This is a genomic window from Pseudosulfitobacter pseudonitzschiae (assembly GCF_002222635.1).
GTDB lineage: Bacteria > Pseudomonadota > Alphaproteobacteria > Rhodobacterales > Rhodobacteraceae > Pseudosulfitobacter > Pseudosulfitobacter pseudonitzschiae_A.
Genome location: NZ_CP022415.1, coordinates 311,442 through 333,658, shown reverse-complemented (window position 1 = coordinate 333,658; position 22,217 = coordinate 311,442). Strand labels below are relative to the sequence as shown.

At 60.4% G+C, this 22,217-nt stretch carries 23 protein-coding genes and 1 tRNA gene; 10 read left to right on the top strand and 14 right to left on the bottom strand.

What is annotated here, in order from left to right; genetic code table 11:
• Positions 1-17: 17 nt before the first annotated feature.
• Positions 18-1,004, bottom strand: a complete 987-nt coding sequence (locus tag SULPSESMR1_RS01515; protein WP_089419238.1) for a 2-hydroxyacid dehydrogenase — start codon at positions 1,002-1,004, stop codon at positions 18-20.
• Positions 1,005-1,102: 98 nt separating this feature from the next.
• Between SULPSESMR1_RS01515 and SULPSESMR1_RS01510 the strand changes: the two genes are divergently transcribed.
• Entirely contained in the window at positions 1,103-1,621 is a 519-nt protein-coding gene (locus SULPSESMR1_RS01510) for an SH3 domain-containing protein (RefSeq protein ID WP_089419237.1), read from the top strand.
• Positions 1,622-1,627: 6 nt separating this feature from the next.
• Here SULPSESMR1_RS01510 and SULPSESMR1_RS01505 read toward each other — a convergent pair whose 3' ends face one another.
• Entirely contained in the window at positions 1,628-2,092 is a 465-nt protein-coding gene (locus SULPSESMR1_RS01505; RefSeq protein ID WP_089419236.1) for a DUF3237 domain-containing protein, read from the bottom strand.
• A gap of 97 nt (positions 2,093-2,189) precedes the next feature.
• Between SULPSESMR1_RS01505 and SULPSESMR1_RS01500 the strand changes: the two genes are divergently transcribed.
• From SULPSESMR1_RS01500 to SULPSESMR1_RS01490, 3 genes are read left to right on the top strand one after another with little or no spacing between them, the layout of a single operon-like run.
• Positions 2,190-2,660: a MarR family winged helix-turn-helix transcriptional regulator gene (locus tag SULPSESMR1_RS01500; protein ID WP_089419235.1), complete on the top strand. Its 471-nt coding sequence runs from the start codon at positions 2,190-2,192 to the stop codon at positions 2,658-2,660.
• 4 nt (positions 2,661-2,664) lie between these two features.
• Positions 2,665-3,432: an SDR family NAD(P)-dependent oxidoreductase gene (locus SULPSESMR1_RS01495; RefSeq protein WP_089419234.1), complete on the top strand. Its 768-nt coding sequence runs from the start codon at positions 2,665-2,667 to the stop codon at positions 3,430-3,432.
• An 11-nt stretch (positions 3,433-3,443) separates the two neighbouring features.
• The gene (locus SULPSESMR1_RS01490; protein ID WP_240311506.1) at positions 3,444-5,213 is read left to right on the top strand and encodes a feruloyl-CoA synthase; all 1,770 of its coding nucleotides are present in this window, start codon (positions 3,444-3,446) and stop codon (positions 5,211-5,213) included.
• 68 nt (positions 5,214-5,281) lie between these two features.
• Here the strand turns inward: SULPSESMR1_RS01490 and SULPSESMR1_RS01485 are convergent, their stop codons facing one another.
• From SULPSESMR1_RS01485 to SULPSESMR1_RS01470, 4 genes are read right to left on the bottom strand one after another with little or no spacing between them, the layout of a single operon-like run.
• Positions 5,282-6,616: a TRAP transporter large permease gene (locus tag SULPSESMR1_RS01485; protein ID WP_089419232.1), complete on the bottom strand. Its 1,335-nt coding sequence runs from the start codon at positions 6,614-6,616 to the stop codon at positions 5,282-5,284.
• Positions 6,613-7,146 carry a TRAP transporter small permease gene (locus SULPSESMR1_RS01480; RefSeq protein WP_240311507.1) on the bottom strand — a complete coding sequence of 178 codons (534 nt, stop codon included), beginning with the start codon at positions 7,144-7,146 and terminating at the stop codon, positions 6,613-6,615. The genes SULPSESMR1_RS01485 and SULPSESMR1_RS01480 overlap by 4 nt, the downstream gene beginning before the upstream one ends.
• Before the next feature lie 60 nt (positions 7,147-7,206).
• Positions 7,207-8,235 carry a TRAP transporter substrate-binding protein gene (locus SULPSESMR1_RS01475; protein WP_089419231.1) on the bottom strand — a complete coding sequence of 343 codons (1,029 nt, stop codon included), beginning with the start codon at positions 8,233-8,235 and terminating at the stop codon, positions 7,207-7,209.
• Positions 8,236-8,279: 44 nt separating this feature from the next.
• Positions 8,280-9,068, bottom strand: coding sequence for a crotonase/enoyl-CoA hydratase family protein (locus tag SULPSESMR1_RS01470; RefSeq protein WP_089419230.1), 789 nt, complete (start codon positions 9,066-9,068; stop codon positions 8,280-8,282).
• A 109-nt stretch (positions 9,069-9,177) separates the two neighbouring features.
• Here SULPSESMR1_RS01470 and SULPSESMR1_RS01465 point away from each other — a divergent pair, with 109 nt between their 5' ends.
• From SULPSESMR1_RS01465 to SULPSESMR1_RS01455, 3 genes are all read left to right on the top strand, one after another.
• Positions 9,178-10,065, top strand: a complete 888-nt coding sequence (locus tag SULPSESMR1_RS01465) for an amidohydrolase family protein (protein ID WP_089419229.1) — start codon at positions 9,178-9,180, stop codon at positions 10,063-10,065.
• A gap of 107 nt (positions 10,066-10,172) precedes the next feature.
• The gene (locus SULPSESMR1_RS01460) at positions 10,173-11,360 is read left to right on the top strand and encodes a cytochrome P450 (protein ID WP_089419228.1); all 1,188 of its coding nucleotides are present in this window, start codon (positions 10,173-10,175) and stop codon (positions 11,358-11,360) included.
• Complete coding sequence (locus tag SULPSESMR1_RS01455) at positions 11,357-12,667, top strand: flavin-dependent oxidoreductase (protein ID WP_198362832.1); 1,311 nt, start codon at positions 11,357-11,359, stop codon at positions 12,665-12,667. The genes SULPSESMR1_RS01460 and SULPSESMR1_RS01455 overlap by 4 nt, the downstream gene beginning before the upstream one ends.
• Here the strand turns inward: SULPSESMR1_RS01455 and SULPSESMR1_RS01450 are convergent.
• Together SULPSESMR1_RS01450 and SULPSESMR1_RS01445 are read right to left on the bottom strand one after the other, a co-directional pair.
• Positions 12,634-13,293, bottom strand: coding sequence for a transaldolase family protein (locus SULPSESMR1_RS01450; protein ID WP_089419227.1), 660 nt, complete (start codon positions 13,291-13,293; stop codon positions 12,634-12,636). The two genes, SULPSESMR1_RS01455 and SULPSESMR1_RS01450, sit on opposite strands and share 34 nt — an antisense overlap.
• A gap of 12 nt (positions 13,294-13,305) precedes the next feature.
• Entirely contained in the window at positions 13,306-14,268 is a 963-nt protein-coding gene (locus SULPSESMR1_RS01445; protein WP_157728952.1) for a PfkB family carbohydrate kinase, read from the bottom strand.
• 143 nt (positions 14,269-14,411) lie between these two features.
• On the opposite strand from SULPSESMR1_RS01445, the gene SULPSESMR1_RS01440 reads away from it, so the two are divergent.
• Positions 14,412-15,572: an ROK family transcriptional regulator gene (locus SULPSESMR1_RS01440; RefSeq protein WP_089419225.1), complete on the top strand. Its 1,161-nt coding sequence runs from the start codon at positions 14,412-14,414 to the stop codon at positions 15,570-15,572.
• Positions 15,573-15,577: 5 nt separating this feature from the next.
• On the opposite strand, the gene SULPSESMR1_RS24880 is transcribed toward SULPSESMR1_RS01440, so the two are convergent.
• Both SULPSESMR1_RS24880 and SULPSESMR1_RS24875 read right to left on the bottom strand, forming a co-directional pair.
• Complete coding sequence (locus tag SULPSESMR1_RS24880) at positions 15,578-15,718, bottom strand: hypothetical protein (RefSeq protein WP_157728951.1); 141 nt, start codon at positions 15,716-15,718, stop codon at positions 15,578-15,580.
• Between the two features lie 198 nt (positions 15,719-15,916).
• Positions 15,917-16,078, bottom strand: coding sequence for a hypothetical protein (locus SULPSESMR1_RS24875; RefSeq protein ID WP_157728950.1), 162 nt, complete (start codon positions 16,076-16,078; stop codon positions 15,917-15,919).
• A gap of 371 nt (positions 16,079-16,449) precedes the next feature.
• On the opposite strand from SULPSESMR1_RS24875, the gene SULPSESMR1_RS01435 reads away from it, so the two are divergent.
• Positions 16,450-16,950, top strand: a complete 501-nt coding sequence (locus tag SULPSESMR1_RS01435; protein WP_089419224.1) for a MarR family winged helix-turn-helix transcriptional regulator — start codon at positions 16,450-16,452, stop codon at positions 16,948-16,950.
• 14 nt (positions 16,951-16,964) lie between these two features.
• Positions 16,965-18,212, top strand: a complete 1,248-nt coding sequence (locus SULPSESMR1_RS01430) for a multidrug effflux MFS transporter (protein WP_089422073.1) — start codon at positions 16,965-16,967, stop codon at positions 18,210-18,212.
• Positions 18,213-18,413: 201 nt separating this feature from the next.
• Here the strand turns inward: SULPSESMR1_RS01430 and SULPSESMR1_RS01425 are convergent.
• From SULPSESMR1_RS01425 to SULPSESMR1_RS01410, 4 genes are all read right to left on the bottom strand, one after another.
• Positions 18,414-18,488: transfer RNA gene (locus tag SULPSESMR1_RS01425), tRNA-Gln, on the bottom strand.
• A gap of 72 nt (positions 18,489-18,560) precedes the next feature.
• A complete protein-coding gene (locus SULPSESMR1_RS01420; protein ID WP_421086572.1) occupies positions 18,561-19,868 on the bottom strand; it encodes a mechanosensitive ion channel domain-containing protein in 1,308 nt (435 codons plus the stop codon).
• A 5-nt stretch (positions 19,869-19,873) separates the two neighbouring features.
• Positions 19,874-20,866 (bottom strand): NADPH:quinone reductase, encoded by a 993-nt coding sequence (locus SULPSESMR1_RS01415; RefSeq protein ID WP_089419222.1) that lies wholly within the window; start codon positions 20,864-20,866, stop codon positions 19,874-19,876.
• Positions 20,867-20,946: 80 nt separating this feature from the next.
• A complete protein-coding gene (locus SULPSESMR1_RS01410; protein WP_089419221.1) occupies positions 20,947-22,215 on the bottom strand; it encodes a glutamine synthetase family protein in 1,269 nt (422 codons plus the stop codon).
• Positions 22,216-22,217: the final 2 nt, after the last annotated feature.

The window sequence follows — 22,217 nt, the reverse complement described above, 5'->3', positions numbered from 1 at the left end:
ATCCTCCCTCAAATGGCTCAAAGCATGGACGGCACAACCTGATCCGGCGGGCGATGACCGTCGTCGAAGGTTTTGATATTGATGATCACCTTCTCGCCCATCTCCAACCGGCTTTCCCGCGTGGCCGACCCCATATGCGGCAGCAACACCACATTGGGCAGTTCGCGCAGGCGCGGGTTGATGTCGGTGCCATTCTCGTAGACGTCCAGCCCCGCACCGGCGATGTCCCCCGACCGCAGCATGCGCGTCAGTGCGTTCTCGTCCACCACTTCGCCACGCGATGTGTTCACCAGAACCGCATCGGGCTTCATCAGCTTCAACCGGCGCGCGTTCATCAGATGGAATGTCGATGGCGTCGACGGACAGTTGACGCACAGCACATCCATGCGGGCCACCATCTGGTCCAGACTGTCCCAATAGGTCGCTTGCAGGGCCTCTTCGATCTCGGTGCGCAGGCGGCGGCGGTTGTGGTAATGCACCTGCATGCCAAAAGCAGCGGCACGGCGGGCCACAGCCTGACCGATGCGCCCCATACCCAGAATTCCCAGACGGCGGCCGGCGATACGTCCGCCCAGAAAAGCGGTCGGTGCCCAGCCCTGCCATGTACCCGATTGCATGGCAGCCAGCCCTTCGGGCATCCGGCGCGTCACGGCCAGAATCAGCCCCATCGTCATATCGGCGGTATCATCGGTCAACACTCCGGGGGTGTTTGACACCAGCACGCCGCGTTGGCGGGCCGTGGCGACATCAATATTGTCCACCCCCGCACCATAATTCGCGATCAGTTTCAGCCTGTCACCGGCTTGCGCGATCATCGCGGCGTCAATCTGGTCGGTAATCGTCGGCACCAGAACGTCCGTCGTTTTCATAGCCTTGGACAATTCCTCACGCGTCATAGGCGTGTCGTCCTCGCGCAAGGTGGTATCGAATAATTCGCTCAGCCGTGCTTCGACCGCTTCGGGCAACCGTCGCGTAACGACAACACTCAGACGTTCCTTTGCCATTCGGCACCTCCCGGACTTGGCGCACAGTATCGCGCCGCGCTATGGTGGCCGATGAGAGCGCGAGGCACAAGAACCCGCGCCCACTATATGAGGCAGCTATGGCAGGATTCCTGAAAAGAATTCAAACGGGTGTGGTCTGTGCGGCATTCGCGCTGCAACTGGGCACCATTGGCAGCGCACAGGCAGCAGACAAAGGACAGGTGACAAACCTGCCCCTGCCCCGCTTTGTTTCGATGAAAGCCGCCGAAGGCAACGTGCGGCGCGGACCGTCGCTGACGCACCGGATCGACTGGGTGTTCAAACGCCGCGATATGCCTTTGCAGATCACCGCTGAGCACGGCCACTGGCGTCGCGTCGAAGACCGCGACGGGCTGGGAGGCTGGGTGCATTATTCGCTACTGTCAGGCACACGCACCGTGATCGTCGAACAGGACATGATGGCCCTACACAGCCGCCCCGACCCCGAGGCACCCACCGCAGCGGTATTGGAAAACGGTGTGATCGCGCGGCTGGGCGAATGTGTCCCCGAATGGTGCTGGCTGACGGCAGGCGGCTATCGTGGCTGGGCCCCCAAATCACGGCTTTGGGGTGTGACCCCTGACGAAATCCACGAGTGATTTGCCTTAGCGCAGCGCGTACAACTCGACCTTGACCGAAGATTTGTTGCGCGCGCCGGTTCCCACGAACAACGTGCGGTTCACCCACTCATACCGCGCATCGCCCGTTTCCAGCCGCGCATGGGTGCGCATATAGTAGTCTTCGGGCGGCACAGGCTCGCCCCGACCAAGAGCGGCCAGAACTTCGGGTGCCCCATCGCGATACCCATAGTTGATAATCTCGATCACCGCACCATCATCAGTTTCCATCGCATAGCGTGTATCAAGTTCGGCCATGCCACTGTCGAAAACAGTCTGCCAGTCAGCTCCGACGTTCATGATCTTGCCATTCAGCTGCGGCCCCGAAACAGTACCGCCAATGATCGGAATAATCCGCCGCGCCCCTGCCCGACCCTGACCCAACTCGCGGATCGAACCCAGCTCCACGCCCAGCGTGCAAACATGTTCCAGCGTCGGTTTCAGTAATTTCATAGACAGGGCCTCTCGCATTCGATAATTGTTAACCTAGTAAACGATCGTGCTGCTGTCCACAGTGGACAGTTCCACGACCCCATGAGGTAAGGATGTCATGACACGCAGCCAACGAAAAGCCCGCACGACCGAGGCGGGCCAGTCCGAAATGGCACTGGAATCGCTGGTGGGATACAACCTCAAGCGGGCCTATGTGGTCTTGCAAAGTGACTACCGTTCCGTGATGGGCGACCACGGGCTAAGCCCGCGTGTGTTTTCGGCGCTGACCTTTGTGGTCGAGACACCGAACCTGACCCAAAGCGATCTGGCGCGGCGACTGGGGATAGAACGGTCGGGGCTGGTGGCCATTGTCGACGAATTGGAAGGGCGCGGATACCTGCGTCGTGTGGCCGTGCCGCAAGACCGGCGCATTCAGGCACTGTCACCGACAGAGGCAGGCGTGCAGGCCTATGAGGTTGCGCTTGAGTTGGTCCACGACCACGAAAACAGAGTTTTACACATGCTGAACACCGAGGAGCGTGAACAGCTTGTGCACTTGTTGAAAAAGATCAGGGAAAAGGGAGAGTGATCACATGAGTATTTGGAAAGACAGCGTTGCGATTGTGACTGGCGGCGCTTCGGGTTTGGGGGCGGCCACTGCGCGTGCATTGGCTGAAACCGGCATGAAGGTCGCCCTGTTCGATTTGAACAAGGAGGCCGGTGACGCATTGGCCACCGAGTTGGGCGGCATGTTCCACAGTGTGGATGTGTCCGATCCGGCCAGCGTCACCGCAGGTCTGGACGCCGTCGAGGCACGGTTGGGCACACCGCGCGTTCTGGTGAACTGCGCAGGCATCGGCCCTGCAGCCAAGACCGTATCGCGCGGCGCGGCCCACGATCCCGCGATGTTCGACAAAACCATCCGCGTCAACCTGATCGGCTCGTTCAACTGTGCCAGCCAGGTCGCGGTCCGCATGGTCGCAGCCGAGCCTGCCGCCCCTGATGGCGCGCGCGGCGTGATTATCAACACGGCTTCGGTAGCCGCCTACGACGGGCAAATCGGTCAAGTGGCCTATGCCGCGTCCAAGGGCGGCATCGTGGGCATGACCCTGCCGATGGCCCGCGATCTGGCGGACAAGGGCGTGCGCGTCTGCACCATCGCACCGGGGCTGTTCCTGACGCCACTACTGGAAGGTCTGCCGCAGGACGTGCAGGATTCGCTGGGCAAACAGGTGCCGTTCCCATCGCGTCTGGGTCATCCGTCGGAGTATGCCAAACTGGCATGCCACATCGTCGACAATCCGATGCTGAACGGCGAGGTCATCCGTCTGGATGGTGCGATCCGTATGGCACCACGGTAAGGAGCCCGACCGTGGAACAGCCCCGCTTTTGGGCCCCGACCTTCGACTATGAAACCCGCCCCGACGGCAGCGTACTGATGCGCCAACAAGAGGCTCTGGAAGAGCATCCGCAGGTGTTGGCCGACTATCTGGATCACTGGGCGTCCGTAGCACCTGAACGCACATGGATCGCGCGCCGCAACGAAAGCGGCGAGTGGCGCGAGATCTCTTATGTGCTGGCACAGGACATGGTTCGCAGGCTGGGTGCGGCGCTGCTGGACCTTGGTCTGGGGCCGGACCGGCCCTTGCTGATCCTATCCGAGAATAGTCTTGAACATGCCTTGTTGGGGATGGCCGCGATCTATGTGGGCGTACCCTACGCACCTTTGGCCACGGCCTATTCCCTGGTCTCCGAGGATCACAGTAAAATCAAGGATATCGCGGCCTTGCTGAACCCCGGAGCCATCTTTGCCGATGACGGGGCGGCCTATGCCAAAGCTGTCGCGGCAATTTCAGCTGACGACCGTGCGGTGATCAACGCGCGCAATGTCGCGGACGGCGCAGTGTCGTTCGACGCGCTGCTGGAGTATCACCCCGCAGGTGCCACCGAGGCCCGCGCCGCCCTGACACCCCAGACAGTGGCAAAATATCTGTTCACCTCAGGCTCGACCGGATCGCCAAAGGCAGTGATCAACACCAACGCGATGATCGCGGCCAGTCAGGCGATGATCCGCGATTGCTACCGCTTTTTGACAGACCAGCCCCCCGTGGTGCTGGACTGGGCACCCTGGAACCACACGGCGGCGGGCAACAAGGTCAGCTATCTGGTCCTGACCAATGGGGGCACCTATTACATCGACGATGGCCGCCCCGTACCGGGCAAATTCGCGGACACCCTGCGCAATCTGCGTGAAATCTCGTGTACGTGGTACTTCAACGTGCCGGTCGGCTACGACATGCTGATTGATGAACTTGAGACCGACCCCGAGATGGCGCGCACCTTTTTTTCCAAGCTTGGCATGTTGTTCTATGCTGGCGCCAGCATGTCGCAGCGGACATGGGACCGTCTGTCGGCATTGGGCCGCAAGGTGACAGGCCGCGACGTTCTGTTGGCAACGGGGTTGGGGGCCACCGAAACTTCGCCCTTTGCGCTTGCGATCACCGATTTGCAGGACCAGTCTGGAAACATCGGCGTGCCTGCGCGCGGCATGACCCTGAAACTGGTGCCAAACTCCGGCAAGCTCGAGGCGCGGGTCAAAGGCCCCAATATCATGCCGGGTTACTTTGGTGACGCTGCTAAAACCGCAGAGGTCTTTGACGAAGAAGGCTTCTACTGCTTTGGTGACGCCCTGCGCCCTGCTGATCCCGACGACTTTTCCAAAGGGTTCTTTTTCGACGGTCGGCTGGCAGAGAATTTCAAACTGACGACCGGTACTTGGGTTGCCGTGGGCGCTGTGCGGGCCAGTTTGGTGGATGCGATGGACGGGTTGATCCGCGACGCGGTGATCGTCGGTGAAGATCAGGCGCAACTGGGTGCGTTGTTGTGGCTGTCCGAAGCTGCGGCGGCGATGGATGCAGATACGCTGGCTGCACAATTGCAGGAAAAGCTGAGTGCGGCTGCCGCCAATGCCACCGGATCGGCCAGCCGTGTGCGCCGTGCCGTGGTGCTGGACGAACCGCCCAGTCTCGACCGTGGCGAGATCACCGAAAAAGGGTCGCTTAACCAACGCGCCTTGCGGGTGGGGCGCACTGCGCTGGTTGAACGGCTTTATGCGGGTGGCGAGGGCATTTTCATCGCCTGAAACACAGGTTCATAACAAGAACGCCGCGCTTCATCTGCGCGGCGTTTTGCGTTTGAAAATGCGCGGCCCTATGGCACCAGATAGTCAATCAGCCAGACCAGCGACAAGGTCACCGCCGGAAACGCGGTCAGGATCACCACGCGGATCATATCTGTCAGCACAAAGGGCATCGCCCCGCGATAGGTCTGACCGATGGGAACATCACGCGCCATCGAATTGATGATGAACAGGTTCATACCCACTGGTGGCGTGATCAGTCCCACCTCGACCACGATCAGCACCAGGATACCGAACCACAGGCCAAAGTCGCTGGGTGACATGCCGAAATCCAGCACCACCATGATCGGATAGATGATTGGCACCGTCAGCAGCACCATCGACAGCGAATCCATGATGCAGCCAAAGACAAGATACATCACCAGCACCGCGGTCAGCACCAGCCACGGGTTCAACCCCTGCTCTGCAACCCATGCCGATGACGACTGCGGAAGCTGCGTCAGCGCCAAAAAGCTGTTGTAGAGCCCCGCCCCGAGGATGATCAGAAAGATCATCGCGGTGGACGATGCCGTGGACAAGATCGCCTGCTTGAGCTTGTCCCACGACATCTGGCCAGATGCGACGCTGATCAATCCGGTGCCCGCCGCACCGACGGCCGCAGCTTCGGTCGGGGTGAAGACGCCCAGGTAGATGCCCCCCACGACCACCAGAAAGATCGTCAGAACCGGCCAGACCTTGCCCAGCGCCACCATCCGTTCCGACCACGGCACGCGCGGACGCACAGCGGCAGAGTTGGGCGACACGCGCACCCAGATTGATATTGCCATCATATAACCCGCAGCCGCCAGTATGCCGGGGATCAGGGCCGCGATGAACAGCTTTTCGATGTTTTGCTCGGCCAGAATAGCATAGATCACCAAGATCACCGAAGGCGGGATCAAAATGCCCAATGTCCCGCCAGCTGCCAGCGCGCCAGTCGACAGAGAGCCGGGATAGCCATAGCGGCGCATTTCAGGCAAGGCCACCTGCCCCATCGTCGCCGCGGTTGCCAGCGACGACCCGCAAATCGCCCCAAAACCTGCACAGGCGCCGATGGCCGACATCGCCACGCCTCCGCGACGATGCCCAAGAAAACTTTCAGCGGCACGAAACAACGAGGCCGACATGCCAGAAAGGGTGGCAAACTGCCCCATCAGCAAAAACAGCGGAATGATCGAGTACGAGTAGTTCGAGAAGGTGCCATAGGTCAGCGTTTTGAGCTGGTTCATCATCATCATCGGCGAGCCGATCACCAGATATGACCCGCCAAAACCCACGGCTAGCATCGCCAGCGCAATCGGGATGCGGATAAAGATCAGGATCAGCAGCACCGGGAAAGACCAAAGCGCCAGTTCAAAATTGCTCATGCTGCAAATTCCTCGGTTGGATCGTGGCGTCCGGTCAGGCCGCGAAGGGACCGGATCACGCAAAAGACGGCGACATGGGCAAAGGCCGCCGCCCCCACAAGGCAGGCGGCATAGCCCCACCAGACAGGCAATTGCATGATGAATGTCGTCTCGCCGTAGCGCAGCTTGTCCAACATTCCCAGATACAGCCGCCACGCGATCAGCGCGGCGGCCACCAACATGCCAAGATCGACGATCACGTCCAGCACCCGGTTCAGCGTGGTTCCATAGACCGGCTTGAACAGATCAACGGCAGCATGGCTGCGCTGCAACTGGCACCACGGCAGAAAGCCGAAAATCGCTGCACCTACCCCGATTTCGGTCAGATCGTAGATGCCATTGATAGGGCCGACCCCGATGTTCAAGGGCAACAACGCCCGCCCGGCGATGGACACACAGGTCAGAACGACGACCACCAGCAGGACCAGACCCGCCAGCAACGCCATCCACCGCGCAAGCGCGTCGGTTAATTTATAAGCTGTCATATACATTGAAGCTGCCCCGCAGGCGGCGACCGGCGTGCCCCGAACAAGGGCACGCCGCGCCCGAGCTTAGTTGGAGTATTGGTCGATCAAACCTTTGGCCTGATCAATCAGAGCCTGACCGTCGATGCCTTTGCCGTCCATCTCGGCAACCCAGCGATTGATAACGGGCTGTGCCGCATCCTTCCAACGGGCCACTTCGGCTTCGTCGAGCAACGTGATGGTGTTGCCCGCCTCGACCGCGATGTCACGACCGGGCTTGTCATACTCGAACATCACCTCGGCGGCGAATGTCGACAGGGCAGCGCCGGATTTCTCGTCCAGGATCGCTTTGAGATCATCGGGCAGCGCGTCATACTTTGCCTGGTTCATCACCAGAACAATGGTGGCGGTGTACAACGCCTCGTCGCCCGAGAATTCGGCATGGTTGCTGACCAGTTCTGTCAGACGGATCGAGGGGGTCACTTCCCACGGGATTACGGTACCATTTACGACGCCCTTGGACAGCGCCTCGGGGATCGCGGGCAGCGGCATACCGACGGGCGTGGCACCCAGTTCGGACAGCATCTCGTTGATCACACGGGTCGGGCCGCGCAGGGTTTTGCCCTGCATGTCTTCCAGCTTGGTCATCGGGTCCTTGGTGTGGATCACACCGGGCCCGTGCACCCATGCGCCCAGAACTTTGACGTCCTGATATTCGCTTTGCTGAAAGTCGCTCTCGACCATTTCCCAAAAGGCACGCGAGGTGCCGATGGGGTCTTTCATCATGAACGGCAGTTCGAACACCTCGGTGCGCGGATAGCGTCCGGGGGTATAGCCCACCACCGTCATCGCCAGATCGACCACGCCATCACGCGCCTGATCCAGCAGTTCGGGTGGACGCCCGCCCAATGCCATCGCGTCAAAGTGCTGGATAACGATGCGGCCATCCGATGCAGCCGTCACTTCTTCGCCCCAAGGCTTGAGAATTTTGGCAGGCACTGTGGCCACTGGGGGTAGAAACTGGTGCAGGCGCAAAGTGACTTCTTGCGCGAATGCCAGTCCCGGCAACATGGCAACAGCCGCAGCTGCCCCGATAATTAGTGTGCGTTTGTTCATCTTGTTTCCTCCCTGAAGATGATCGTTTTACCGGTTTTACCGGCTTATTTCTTGCGGAAATCCGGCGGGCGTTTCTCCAAGAATGCTCGCAGTCCTTCCTGAGCGCCCGCCGATGTCTGCGACATCGCAGCGGCCAGACTTTCGGTGAACAGACCGTCCGAGCGGGCCATATCGCCAATACGCCCGATGGCCTGAATCATCAGGTAATTCGAGAAGGGTGCATTATCCGCCACTTCGCGCGCCAGCTTTTTTGCCAGCGGCAGGGCCTCGCCCTCGCCCACGGAATAATGCGCCAGCCCCATACGCAGCCCGTCTTCGGCTCCGTAGTTGCGGCCCGTCAGCATCATTTCGCGCATACGGTCCGCGCCGATGATCCGGCCCACACGAACAGTCGCACCGCCGCCGACAAAGATGCCGCGGCGGCCCTCGGGCAATTGGAACCGCACCGATGGTTCGGCAATGCGTACATGCGCCGAGGTCGCGATTTCCAGCCCGCCGCCAATAACGGCACCAGTCATCGCCGCGATCACCGGCAGGCCGCCATATTCGATGGCGTCTGCCACGCGGTGCCAGTTGCGCGAATGATATACTGTCTGTTCGGGATTGCGATGCTCGTGCTCCGACAAGTCCAGACCTGAACAAAAATGCCCGCCCTCACCATACAGGATTACCGCGCGCACGCCTTCGGGCGGATGGGCAAAAAAGTCGTCCAACGCCGCCACCAGCGCATCGTTCATGGCATTGCGCTTTTCCGGGCGGTCAAAGATGATGGTCGCGATGTCGTCTTCGATCTCGATGCGGGTCACGCTTGTTTTGGCTGTATCGCTGGCCACGAGAATCCCCTCCCTGTAAAAAATGTTAAAAGTGTTATAGACTGTAATTGTTACACAGCATAGCGTTTTTAGTGTTACACTTGCGACAAACCCGAGGGAGGATTGATTCTTGGTAGATTTTGCATCCGTTCGCGCGATCGACTTTCATACGCACGCTGAAGAGCCATGCTGCGACCACCGTGATGATGGTTATAACGAATTTCAGGCTGGCATGGCCGCCTATTTCAAGAATCCGGCGGGTGCCAAAGGCATGTTGCCCACGGTGCAGGATACAGCCGCCTATTACCGCAACCTGAACATCGCCGCGGTGATCTTTCCCGTGGACGCCGAGCGCGAGACAGGCTTTCGCCGTTATTCCAATGAAGAAGTTGCAGGCATCTGCGCAGAAAATGACGACATCCTGATCCCCTTCGCCTCGGTCGATCCGCACAAGGGCAAGGCCGGCGCGCGGGAAGTGCGCCGGCTGGTGCGCGATTTTGGTGTACGCGGGTTCAAGTTTCACCCGACCATGCAAGGCTTTTATCCCAACGACCGCGAGGCCTGCTACACCGTGCTCGAGGCCTGTGCCGAAGAGGGTGTGATCACCCTGTTCCACACCGGACAGACCGGTGTCGGATCAGGCATGCGCGGCGGGATGGGGATGCGTCTGAAGTATTCCAACCCGATGTATCTGGACGACGTGGCGGTGGATTTCCCCGACATGAAGATCATTCTGGCACACCCGTCGTTCCCCTGGACCGAAGAAGGTCTGGCCGTCGCCCAGCACAAGCCCAACGTCTATTATGACATGTCCGGCTGGTCACCCAAATACTTCCCCGAAACATTCATCCGCTATGCCAACTCGATCCTGAAAAAAAAGATGCTGTTCGGTTCGGACTGGCCTGCTATTACACCTGACCGCTGGCTGGCAGATTTCGAGGCGGCCCCGTTCAAAGACGAAGTGCGCCCGCTGATCCTGAAAGAAAACGCACTGCGCCTGCTGGGTGAAACCGTGTGACAGATCCTTGCCGGTGCAGGCAATCCGCGCCGGTACAACATTGGTTCTGGGAGGAAACCGACAATGCCGATGACATATGATGCACGACCATCACGGGGGCTTGCCACATGAGCACCCTTGCGCCTCTGGACGAGACGATCACGCTGGAGCAGCTAGATCGCGATCCTTACCCCATCTACCGCCGCCTGCGTACTGAAACGCCGGTGCTGCGCGTAAAATCCGTCGGCCGCACCCTGCTGACCAAAGCCGAAGACACCAAATACGTCAAAGACACCCCCGAGATTTTCAGTTCGAACGATCCCAATACACCGATGAAGCGGGCCTTTCAGGCGCATACGTTGATGCGCAAGGATGGCGAAGCACACAAGCGCGAGCGGATGGCGATGGCGCCTGCCTTTGCGCCCAAAGTGATCATGAACGACTGGATGCCGCGCTATCAACAGATCGCCGAAGAATATGTCGCCCGCCTGCCACGCGGCGAGGTTGTCGATCTGTTTCCCGCGCTCGCCGGTCCCTATGCCGCGCGCGGGCTTGCCGTGCTGCTGGGTCTGGACGGACCGGACGGGGCCACGGATGACCAGATGCAATACTGGTCACAGGCATTAATCACGGGCGCTGGCAACTTCGGCTGGAAGGAAGATATTTTTGCCATCTCGGACCATGCCAATATTGAGATGAACGCACTTATGGACCTGCTTCAGGACCGCCACCGCGCCAACCCGAACAACTCTGCGCTTTCGGTCATGCTGAACGCCGATGACCCGATCGAAACCAGTCAGATATACTCCAACATCAAAATCGCCATCGGTGGCGGCATCAATGAGCCGCGTGATGCGCTGAACACCATCATTTACGGCCTGCTGACCAACCCCGACCAGCTGGAAGAGGTCAAACGCAACGCGGATTGGGACAAAGCCTTTGAAGAAGGTGTGCGTTGGGTTGCACCAATTCAGGCCTCGGCCCGACTGGTGCTGGAAGACACGGAAATTCGCGGCTATCACATCCCCAAGGGCGACACGGTCATGACCATACAGGCCAGTGCATGCCGCGACGAGGATCTGTACGAAAACGGCGAGGATTTCATTGTGTACCGTGACAAGAACCAGCATCAAGCCTTTGGCAACGGCCCGCATTTTTGCCAAGGCACCCATGTGGCGCGTCGCGCGGTGGGCCAGGTGATGCTGCCACTGCTGTTTGACCGCTTTCCCGACATGAGCATTCCCGACATCAACGATGTGATCTGGCGCGGCTTCGGCTTTCGCGGTCCGGTGCAAATTCCGGTACTGCTGAATTGACCCGCGTTCTGATTGCAGGCGGCGGCATCGGCGGGCTGTCACTGGCGCTGACGCTGCACCAGATCGGTGTGGACTGTACGGTGTTCGAAAGCGTGCGCAGCCTGCGGCCCTTGGGGGTTGGCATCAACATACAGCCCAACGCGGTGCGCGAGCTTTTCGATATGGGACTGACGGCGGATGAACTGGACAGCGTCGGCGTGCCCGCCCGCGAATGGGCGATGGTCGGGCTGAACGGTCAGGACATCTATGCCGAAGTGCGCGGGCTTGAAGCAGGTTATCACTGGCCGCAATACGCCATGCATCGGGGCGCGTTTCACATGCTGTTGGCACGGGTCTTGCGTGACCGCGCGGGCAACAATGTGATCAGGCTGGGCGCAAAGGTTACGGGATACGAAACGCAAGCCAACGGCGCCGTAGCCGCATTTGTCGAACACGCAGACGGCAGCACTTCGCAAGAGGATGGCACCCTGCTGATCGGAGCCGATGGCATCCACAGCCGCGTGCGTGCGCAAATGCACCCCGACCAGCCACCCATCCACTGGGGTGGCGCTGTGATGTGGCGTGGCACGACGCTGGCCAAACCCATCCGCACCGGATCGTCCTTTGTGGGTCTGGGAACGCACCGTCAACGCATGGTGATCTATCCGATCTCGCACCCCGATCCCGAAACCGGACTTGCCCTGATCAACTGGATTGCCGAGGTCACGAAGGACGATCCGGCGGACCGCGCCGACATCGGCTGGTTTCGCGAGGTGCCGATTGACGATTTCATCCACCATTTCGACGATTGGGTGTATGATTGGCTGGACGTGCCCGCACTGATCCGTGGTTCGGACAGCGCCTATGAAAACCCGATGATCGACCGCGATCCGGTGTCCACTTGGGTTGATGGCCCTGTCGCGCTGATGGGGGATGCGGCGCACGCGATGTATCCCACCGGTTCGAACGGCGCGAGTCAGGCTGTGATCGACGCGCGCGCACTGGGCGCTGCATTTGTTGCGCATGGCGTAACCGCACAGGCACTGGCGGCATATGACGCACAACTTTGCGCCCCGATCTCCGAATTGATCCTGCGCAATCGCGGGGCTGGTCCATTTGGCTTGCTGAACATGCTGAACGAACGCTCTGACGGTGAATATGACGACATCGACGCTGTGATCCCGCCCTCCGAGCGGCAGGAGTTCATGGCCAAGTACAAAGCCGCCGCAGGTTTTGCGATTGAAACCCTGAATACCGCGCCGCCAACATTGGCCAAGGATGCCAAGGTTCCGGATCAGCCCGCGACGGTCGCCTCGAACTCGGCGTAGGCGGCGGCGCTGTTGGCATCGTCCAGCAGCGCCTGTGCCACGGCGGGGCTGATGGTAAAAGTGTCCTGCCCTTCGGCGGCCAGTTGCACCATCTGTTCCGGCGACCGCAGCGAGGCCACAAGGATTGTACAGCGTTTTTCACCCGTGCCTTGTATCGCCTTCATCTGGGCCAGCGCACCATAGGCGTCCATGCCCGCCGCATCCATGCGCCCGAAATAGGGCGCAATAAAATCGGCGCCCAGCGCATTGGCCACAAACATCTGTTTCGGATCATAGCAGGCCGTCATCAGAACACGCCCGCCCAAGGCACGGATCGCCCCCGTCACCCGCACCGCCGGTTCGACCAGCGGTATTTTCACCACCGTTTCGATCCCTGCCATCCGGCCCGCATCATAGAGACGGCCCGCCCAGTCGATGTAGCTTTCCACCGGACCATATACCTGCGCGTGCAATTCTTTCGCGCCCAGATCGCGGGCGCGGGTGGCAATCTGCGCCCAGTCAATCGCGGGGTAATCCAGCCCCGCACGCGCCGCCAGCAGCGGGTTGGTGGTGATGCCGTGGAACAAACCCGTAGGCATCAGCGCATCCCACGCGTTCAGGTCCGCAGTGTCGAGATAAAGCGCCATTCGGGCAAATCCTCAGCCAGCCAATGCCGCGTCAATAGCCGATCGCGATGGCGGGTTACAGCCGGACTGCTCGCAATTCAGCGCCGCCGCCTGCCCTGCGCGCATCAGCAAGACCCGCAAGCTGTCCTTGTCCAAGCCATCCAAGGCATCAGCCGACAGCGCATCGCGCCCCGCTAGTGTCGCCAGCACCGTCGCCATAAAGGTATCGCCTGCGCCCACTGTATCGACCAGCCGTGTGACATGGGGCGCAGGCACCGTGCATTTGGCGGATTTGGCAAAGGCGGTCGCATCTTTCGGCCCGCGCGTCAGCACCACCAGACCGGCAGTGGTCGCTGCACGCAGGGTTTCGATTGCGTCCTCTTCGGGCATGTCGGGATAAAGCCAGCCCAGATCCTCGTCGCTCAGCTTTAGCAGGTTCGACACCTGCATCACACGCGCCACGCGTGCCAGATAGGCAGCGCGGTCGTGGATCAACGAGGCGCGGACATTGGGATCGAACGACACGAACATTCCCCGCGCCGACGCTTCGGCCAGCACCTCTACCCAAGCATCTGCATCCGCCCCGTCTGCCAGTGCCAGCGATCCGCAGTGCAGCGCCGTTACCCCCGCAGGAATGCTCTGCCAGAGGCTGTCGGATGTCACCTGACGCTCGGCGGTGCCATCGCGGTGAAAGGCATAGGTGGGTATCCCCTGCTCCAACATCACCACTGCGCGGGATGTCGGCTCGGGCCTGCGTGGTGCTGCGATGATCGCTCCCGAAGCGATCAGCCGCTCTGCCAGCCCTGAGCCCAGATCATCGTCGGAAATGGGTGTGACGTAATGTGTCTCAACCCCTTGCCGCGCCAGTCCGACCGCCACGTTGAAAGGCGAACCACCGGGGTTGGTGTCGAACAACGGTGCGCCGTCTTCCTCTCCGGTCTGGACAAAATCAATCAGGTTTTCGCCGCCAATGGCGATCACGGCTTTGGTTGGCATTTGCGGCCTCCTCCCTCGGGCGGTCATCTGGCCTGAAAAGCGGTCAAATCGCCTCTGATGTCAATAATTAAATCAATTTGATTTAATTATTGACTTGATCGAATCCATTTGGCTTGCTGCCCCAAACAACACCAGAGGGCCCGATGACGACCGACACAGCCACAGGCGTGCTGAAACCCCACAACGACCGGCTTTTCCTGCACCTGATCCGCGCCGCCGGAAGCATGAGCAAGGCCGACCTGACCCGCGCATCCGGCCTTTCTGCGCAGTCGTCCACGGTGATTGTGAACCGGCTGGTTTCCGAGGGGCTCTTGCAGGCGGGCAAGGCCGTGCGCGGACGTGTCGGACAACCATCCACACCCTACCGACTGAACCCCGACGGCGCGACATCCATCGGTGTCAAACTCGGGCGGCGATCGCTGGAGGTCGTCAGCATGTCGTTCGATTACCGCATTCTGGAACGTGTGATCCACCGCTATGACTTTCCGCAGGTGGCGGACCTGCGTGGCAGGATCAATGACACCATCGCCACCCTGTTGGACCATCTGACCCCCACCCAACGCACCCGCTTTGTCGGGATCGGGCTGGCCTTGCCCGACGCACTGGCCGATTGGGAAGACACCATCGGCGCCCCCACCGGCACGATGGCCGACTGGCGCGACACCGATCTGCGGGGCGGAATTGCGGCGCAGTTTGCCGTGCCTGTCACTGCCCTGAACGACGCTGCCGCCGCATGTCTGGCCGAGTTGAAAACCGGCAACCCGAATACCTATGCCAGTTTTGTCTATATCTATGTCGGCACATTCATCGGCGGCGGCATCGCCTTGGGGGGACGGCTGTTTTCAGGCGAGGGACATGCAGGAGCGATCGGATCGATGCCTGCAGAGCGGGCAGCATCGGGGGACACACAGCAGATGATCGACACGGCGTCACTGCACCACCTTGAATCGCGCACAACAACCGTGGGCCTATCAACAAGTGCCTATTACAACGGTGCCCCGCTTGACGCCCCAACGCAGGCAATATTCGACAGTTGGCTGGCTGACGCTGCCAGCACCATCGCCACGGCGTGTGTCAACGCACAAGCGCTGTTGCATCCACAAGCCATCCTGATCGACACCAGCCTGTCCGTCCCGCTCAAGGCGCAATTGCTTGCGGCGGTACAACAGGCCACCCGACGGCTGGACCTGCGCGGGTTGGCACAGATGACCATCGGATCGGGCACCGCAGGGGTTACCGCGCGGGCCACGGGCAGTGGCATTGCACCGTTTCAGGCCCATTTTGCCCTCGATCCCCCTGCCTGACGCCGTTATAGCACCACGTCGATCGCCTGCCCGAGATTGGTCACAATCTCTTCGATATCGCTGTCGGTCAGAATGAACGGTGGCGCCAGCGGGATGTGATCGCCGCACTGCCCGTCAACATTGCCGCCCACCGGATAGTAGGTCAATCCCACCTCGAAACTATTTTTTTCAATGCTTTATCCAGTACGCGTTCTGCCGGAAAAGGCGCTTTGGCCTTGCGGTTCATGACAAATTTAATGCCACGAAACAGGCTCCTGCCGCGAATATCTCCGACGTTGCGATGCTGCCCAAATGCCTGTTCAAGCGCTGCCTGAACCGCCCGCCGATCTTCTTGGCACGTGTCGTCAGCCCGCCATATAGATCGCAGCCGAACACAGCATCGCACCAATCGGCTGATAGCCAACCCCCAGCGGCGATGATGTCAGGACGCACATTGTCTTGTTCGCAAGCAAACGATGTGCCGGTGCATCCAGTCGTAAAATCCCGGATTCCAGATCGTTTTCCATGCGCAGATCGTAGTCTTCGGCACTTTTTCACCCTGCGCCTGCCCGCGATAGGTATAGCACGGCGCGATGTGGGATGTATCCACCATCGGTGGCGCAAAGCGGGCGCCGCCACGCGCTGCCGCCCCTGCCCGCACACCACAGTCGGAGGAAGTGCTTTGGTATGTCTGGGACACACATGAGGCACGGGGATTAATACCTTTTTGCAGCGGACCATGTGCGTCACTGAGGCATAAGCCTATTTTACTTGGCGATGCACATTTCAGGGCAAACCCGCTCGGCCTGCAGGAAAATTTGTGGCATCCCATTGACCTTGGAGCACCCCATAGTAAGTAGGTAATATAATATGAATCACTTACTAATTCAGGACTCACATGCCTGCAGCCCTTTCCACCCACACGCCCGATCCCAAAGTGATCGCCCCCGATAGTCTAGGATTTCTGATCAGCGACCTTGCCCGCCTGATGCGCGGCACCTTCGAGCGCGAGATTGAAAAAGCCGACGTGCCCATCACCACATCCGAAGCACGGGTGTTGGTCTATATGGCGCGCTGCGGGGCCACGCGGCAGAATGTTCTAGCCGAATTGCTCGGGCTTGCCCCGATGAGTGTGACCGGCTTTCTCGACAACCTTGAAAAGGCCGGACTTGTGAAGCGCGCAGCAGACCCCGCCGACCGGCGCGCCAAGATCGTGACACTGACGGATGCCGCACAGGGTCTGCTGGACCGCATCGCCATTGCCGGTCAACGGGCTCGCACACTGGCACTTGCAGGGCTGACCGAAGATCAGGTGGCGGCTTTCAAATCCGCTGCCCTTGGCATTCGCGCAAACCTGGAAACCGCGCGCGCCACATCGCGCACCGAGGCCGGATCATGACCACAAAACCGATAATGTCCGAAAGAAAAGTCAGCTTTATTGGCGCCCTTCTGGTCGCCATCGGGCCGGTGTCCATGGCGCTTTATACACCCGCGATGACCGAGATGGTCGCGCACTTCAACACCAGCGAATCCATCGTAAAGCTGACACTGACACTGTATTTTGGTGGCTTTGCCTGTGCACAGCTGATCGCGGGGCCACTGTCCGACGCGCTGGGGCGGCGGCCTGTGACCATCGCGTTCATGCTGCTCTATTGCGCCGCCAGCGTGCTTGCGATGCTGTCCCAGTCGGTCGAAGTGCTAATCTTTGCCCGCTTTGCTCAAGGGATCGGCGCATCGGTCGGCGTGGCGATTTCACGGGCTTTGGTACGTGATCTGTTCACCGGTGAAAAATCCTCGCGGATCATGAACCTGATCGGGATCATTCTGGCCTTGGGGCCAGCGCTGTCGCCCACTATCGGTGGGCTGATGCTGCCCGTGTTCGGCTGGCGGTCGATATTTGTGCTGATGACAGTGCTGGGCTTTGTCGTGATTGGTGTGACCGTCTTTGCCATGAAGGAAACCGTGGTACGTGACACCAGCCGCCTGAACTTTCGCGCGCTGGCCGGTTCGTACCGGATGCTGCTGACAAGCCGTCGTTTTCTGACTACGTCCTTTGTGATCGGTGGCGCACTGGGTGCTGTCTATGCGCAGGCAACATTCCTGCCGTTCATCCTGATGCAGGATGTCGGCCTGTCTCCGTCGCAATTCGGATTGTCGATGCTGGCACAGTCAGGGGCGTTTTTTACAGGTTCGCTACTGGTGCGCCGTCTGATGACCGTTTACGGGTCCGAACGGATCGTGTTGCCTGGCCTGATGTTCATCGCCGCAGGCAGTATCGGCACATCGACCTTGCTGATCTGGCCGCCCAGCTTTTTACACGTGATGCTTCCGGTTGCCCTGTATTCCTTCGGAATTTCCTTCGTCATGCCAACAATGTCGACAGCCGCATTGGCCCCCTTTGGCAAGATGGCAGGCGCCGCGGCATCCCTTCTCGGGTTCATCCAGATGGGGTCTGGTCTGGTGGTGGGCAGCATCGGCGCATTGATCGGCGACGCGCTGTTCGCGATGGGTTTGCTGATCCCGATGATGGGGGCCGTCGCCTGTACTTGCTACTGGCTCTACTGCCGCTTGCCCCCCCTGCAACCCGAACCTGCACCAACAACAAAGGCATCAGCCTCTGGCATGCCAACAGCCCCTGTCATGGCCGCGCCGGACCGCTAGACGGGCATACAGCGCTTTGCGAAATGCACTGCCACATCGCCGCAAGCCGGCCTTGTGGCGGGCCATAGAGCCCACTGTGTTCTCTTAGATGCGGACGCGGCAAGACACCCACGCAGATTTTGCGCCGAGAGTACCGGAAAGCGTCTGCAATACGACCCACCAGCCGCCCGCAGGCCTGAAACGATCAATGTCTGTGTGAAGTGGCTGGGATGGTAGGATTCGAACCTACGGTACACTGTACCAAAAACAGTTGCCTTACCACTTGGCTACATCCCAACGTGTCGCGCTAATTAATGCTCACTTGCCGCAGGCGCAAGTCCAAAATCCGGCAAATCGTGCGCGAGTTGTTCATTCTTCTGCACCTTCACGTGTCAGAAGGTCTTTGTCCGCGCGCTCGGCACGTTCTTGGTCGACAATCTTCTCCAATGCTTCGTTCTGACTCGACTGCACATCCTCGGTTTCGATCTCCCGGATGACAACCGTGGACTTGGGGGGGGCACCCGCCGCGCTGGGGGACGTTACGACGCGGAAAGTCGGCTCGGGCATCTCGATCGAGGCCGAATCGAATGCGATCAGAACCTGACGGATCGCTTCGCCCCGTGCGAGGGCAAAACCAGTCTCGTGTTGATCGATCCAACCGGTGACACGGATGCCGATGGTGCTGTCGCCAATGGTCTCGATCCAGATCGCCGGTGCCGGGCTGCTTAGAACAAATGGCAGCGCCTTTACCGTTTCCAGCGCCAGCGCCTTGGCGGCTGCAAGATCGGTGGCGGGGGCCACGCCCACGTCGAATACGAACCGGCGCTCGGTGTTGCGCGTATAGTTGATGATGCGGCTTTTAAACACCGTAGCGTTTGGGATGCGGATATGGTTGCCATCAAAGCTCAGCAGGATGGTGGCACGGCTGGTCAGGCTGATCACCTTGCCCACGTCGCCTTCGATCTCGACCGTGTCATTGGGTCGGAACGGCTGACGGAACGACAGCATAACCGAGGCGATGAAATTTTCGACCGTGTCGCGAACGGCAAAACCGATGGCCAGACCAACGATCCCCGCAGCGCCCAGAATGGTGCCCAGCAGCGCGGTGGCGTTCAGGATGTCCAACGCGATCACGATGCCCGCAACGACGAACAACAGCCGCACAATCTGGCGGTAGATATCGGCGATAAACGCATTGGGCGCGATCCGGTCCCACGGGTATTTTGCACGGGCCAGCAGTACCCCCGCCAGCACCACGAGGCCAAAGGCCAGCAACGCCACACCCAGTAGCGGCACAAGTGCCACAAGCTGGAACAAGCGCCCCTTGAAGCGTTCGTATGCCGGGTTCAGCCGTTCGACCACATCCGTGGTTTCGGTCACTTCGTTCTCGATCGCGACAACACCCTGCACGCGGCCCACCAATTCGTTCAGACGCGTGGCCGTGGCGGCATCAAGGGTGGTGCCGCGCAGGGTTACGATGCCCGATGACACAGTAACCGTGACATTGCTGTACCCCTCCAGCTCGGACATGATGTCGCGGATACGCACTGCGATGGCCGCATCTTGTTGGGCGCTGTCCTCGACGGTGATCGCGCCTTGGGGTTGTGAGGTGGTTTGGGCGTGGGCAGGTGCCCAAAGCAGCAAAGCCAACGCCAGAGCGCCCAAAAAATGACGCAGCACGCTCACTTGCCCACCTCGACCAGTATCGCACCGTGACGCGCGCCTTTTTCCACCGCTTCGTGGGCGGCGGCGGTCTCGGACAGGGCAAAGACCTGTTCCACCGGAATGGTCAGCGCCCCTTCGGTCAGCGCGTCGTGCAGGCGCGTGATGATGTGATGGCGCTCGACCAGTGGCAGCAGATAGATCAGGATCGCATCGACCGTGGCCGCCTTGAACATCAGTTCAAGAAAGTTGAAATCGGTCTTGGGTTGCGCAGCCGATCCATAAGCCGCGATGGTACCGTTCTGGGCTATCAGCGCGATGTCTGCGGCGATGTTTATGCCGAATTCGGGTTCGATGATGCGGTCCACCGGGTTGCCGTTGTTGGCGGCCAGAACCTTTTCGACCAGACCCGCGTCGGTAAAATCCACGACCTCGGCGGCTCCTGCGGCGCGGGCGTGCTCTGCCCCTTCTCCGCGTGCCGTGGCGATCACGTGCGCCCCACCCCACCGTGCCAGTTGCACCGACAGTAAACCGACGGTGCCTGCGCCGCCTTGTACCAGCACCGTCTTGCCGCGGATATCGCCGCCGCCAAAGACCGCATGGCAGGCCGTCAGCCCCGGTATGCCCAGACTGGCGCCGGTTTGCATGTCCACACCGTCGGGCAGTTTCACAGCCTGATCCGAGGGCAAAGCGATCTGTTCGGCACAAGTACCGAATGCGCGCTGCCATTGGCCGTTCCATATCCACACAGGCTGGCCGATGCGTGCCGGGTCAACCCCCGCACCCACCGCCGAAATCGTGCCGGCGCCGTCGCTTTGCGGAATAATTTGCGCAAAGGCGGGTTTGGTCACACCCGGACGGGTGCCGCCGCGCGCTTTGACATCCGAAGGGTTCACACCCGAGAACGCCAGATCGACCAGAACCTCGCCCGCTGCCGGTTCGGGGCTGGGCATATCGGTCAGGCTCAGGGCTTCGGCTGCGGGGCCAAAGCGATCATAGACGATTGCACGCATTAACTTGATTCCCTTCAATGTCTTATCCACAGACTACCTGCGTCACGCCGAAATGCCAGCGCTTCGCAAGCTGTCTTGGATCAGACAAAGGGGAGGTAAAAGGCGCGCACCTCGTCCGTGCTTTTGCCCTCCAGCCGCGCGATCTCGTCTCGTTTCAGCACGATCATCGCGGCGCACAGGTCTTCGCCCACGGCAGCGCACAGGTCGGTGTCTGCCTCAAGCGCGTCCAGTGCTGCCCCCAGATCGTCAGGCGTGTGGCGGGTTTCACGCGTATTTTCCAGCCCGTCCATATCTTCGGCGGGCTGCAGTTCCAGTTTGGTTTTCATGCCCAGCAGCGCCGCCTGAAGTATGGCTGCGACCGCCAGATAGGGATTGGCAGCGCAATCGGCCATCCGGTGTTCCAACCGTGCAGATTTGGGCGATGCAGTGGAACAGCGCGTGGTGACAAGACGGTGATCCTCGGCCCAGTTGGCCCAATATCCGGCCATCGACGCTGGCCCCAGCCGATCATAGCTGTTGGTGGTCACTGCCAGCAGACCCGCCAATGCCTCGTGGTGGGCAATCAGTCCCGCCATCGCCTGCTTTGCCACCTCTGACAGCGCCCCATCGGGGGCGATCACGTTGCTGCCTGTCTCGTCCACAAGGCTAAAGTTCACATGCAGCCCCGAACCGCCACGCTCGGGCACCGGCTTGGGCAGAAACGTCAGCATCAGGCCAAGATCAAAGGCGATCTCGCGGGCCATCGTGCGGAAGAGAAAGGCGTCGTCACAGGCCTTCAGCGCATCGTCAAAGCACAAGGTCAACTCGAACTGGCCACTGTCATATTCACCATTCAGCGATTCCAGCGGCAGACCCGCGCGCTGCGCAGCTTCCCAAATCACGTCAAACAAGCCTGCGGGATCATTCTGTGGCCCCGTGCCGTACACAAAGGCCCCCGGCGTGTCATAGGGCACCCATGCGCCGGACTCGTCCTGCTCGAACACATAAGCTTCCATCTCCAGCCCGATCATGGGCGTCAACCCTTGGGCCTTCCAGTCGGCCACCGCCTGTTTCAAACGTCCGCGCGGACACAGACCAAAAACCTCGCCGTGCACATGCAGCGTGCCCAGCGCAATGTCAGTGCCGTCTTGCCAACTGCTGCGCCGCGCGGCGTCCAGATGCAGATCAACATCGGGAATACCCTCCAGCACCCCTGCCCCCGGCACCGGAATCAGATCACGATCAAAGGTCACGCCGAACAGCCCACGGGCAAAGCCTACCTTGCCCCCGTCCGCCAGCGAAGTGGCGACGTATTTGCCACGCGGCAGGTTCAGCAGGTCGGCAAACAGAACACGGGTGCGATGGGTCATGA

Coding starts and splice junctions, on each gene's coding strand:
- SULPSESMR1_RS01475 (WP_089419231.1), bottom strand. CDS start 8,235: ATGAACAAACGCACACTAATTATCGGGGCAGCTGCGGCTGTTGCCATG.
- SULPSESMR1_RS01500 (WP_089419235.1), top strand. CDS start 2,190: ATGACACGCAGCCAACGAAAAGCCCGCACGACCGAGGCGGGCCAGTCC.
- SULPSESMR1_RS24875 (WP_157728950.1), bottom strand. CDS start 16,078: ATGGAAAACGATCTGGAATCCGGGATTTTACGACTGGATGCACCGGCA.
- SULPSESMR1_RS01505 (WP_089419236.1), bottom strand. CDS start 2,092: ATGAAATTACTGAAACCGACGCTGGAACATGTTTGCACGCTGGGCGTG.
- SULPSESMR1_RS01460 (WP_089419228.1), top strand. CDS start 10,173: ATGAGCACCCTTGCGCCTCTGGACGAGACGATCACGCTGGAGCAGCTA.
- SULPSESMR1_RS01495 (WP_089419234.1), top strand. CDS start 2,665: ATGAGTATTTGGAAAGACAGCGTTGCGATTGTGACTGGCGGCGCTTCG.
- SULPSESMR1_RS01445 (WP_157728952.1), bottom strand. CDS start 14,268: ATGCCAACCAAAGCCGTGATCGCCATTGGCGGCGAAAACCTGATTGAT.
- SULPSESMR1_RS01450 (WP_089419227.1), bottom strand. CDS start 13,293: ATGGCGCTTTATCTCGACACTGCGGACCTGAACGCGTGGGATGCGCTG.
- SULPSESMR1_RS01415 (WP_089419222.1), bottom strand. CDS start 20,866: ATGCGTGCAATCGTCTATGATCGCTTTGGCCCCGCAGCCGAAGCCCTG.
- SULPSESMR1_RS01435 (WP_089419224.1), top strand. CDS start 16,450: ATGCCTGCAGCCCTTTCCACCCACACGCCCGATCCCAAAGTGATCGCC.
- SULPSESMR1_RS01410 (WP_089419221.1), bottom strand. CDS start 22,215: ATGACCCATCGCACCCGTGTTCTGTTTGCCGACCTGCTGAACCTGCCG.
- SULPSESMR1_RS01430 (WP_089422073.1), top strand. CDS start 16,965: ATGTCCGAAAGAAAAGTCAGCTTTATTGGCGCCCTTCTGGTCGCCATC.
- SULPSESMR1_RS01485 (WP_089419232.1), bottom strand. CDS start 6,616: ATGAGCAATTTTGAACTGGCGCTTTGGTCTTTCCCGGTGCTGCTGATC.
- SULPSESMR1_RS01515 (WP_089419238.1), bottom strand. CDS start 1,004: ATGGCAAAGGAACGTCTGAGTGTTGTCGTTACGCGACGGTTGCCCGAA.
- SULPSESMR1_RS01510 (WP_089419237.1), top strand. CDS start 1,103: ATGGCAGGATTCCTGAAAAGAATTCAAACGGGTGTGGTCTGTGCGGCA.
- SULPSESMR1_RS01440 (WP_089419225.1), top strand. CDS start 14,412: ATGACGACCGACACAGCCACAGGCGTGCTGAAACCCCACAACGACCGG.
- SULPSESMR1_RS01480 (WP_240311507.1), bottom strand. CDS start 7,146: ATGTATATGACAGCTTATAAATTAACCGACGCGCTTGCGCGGTGGATG.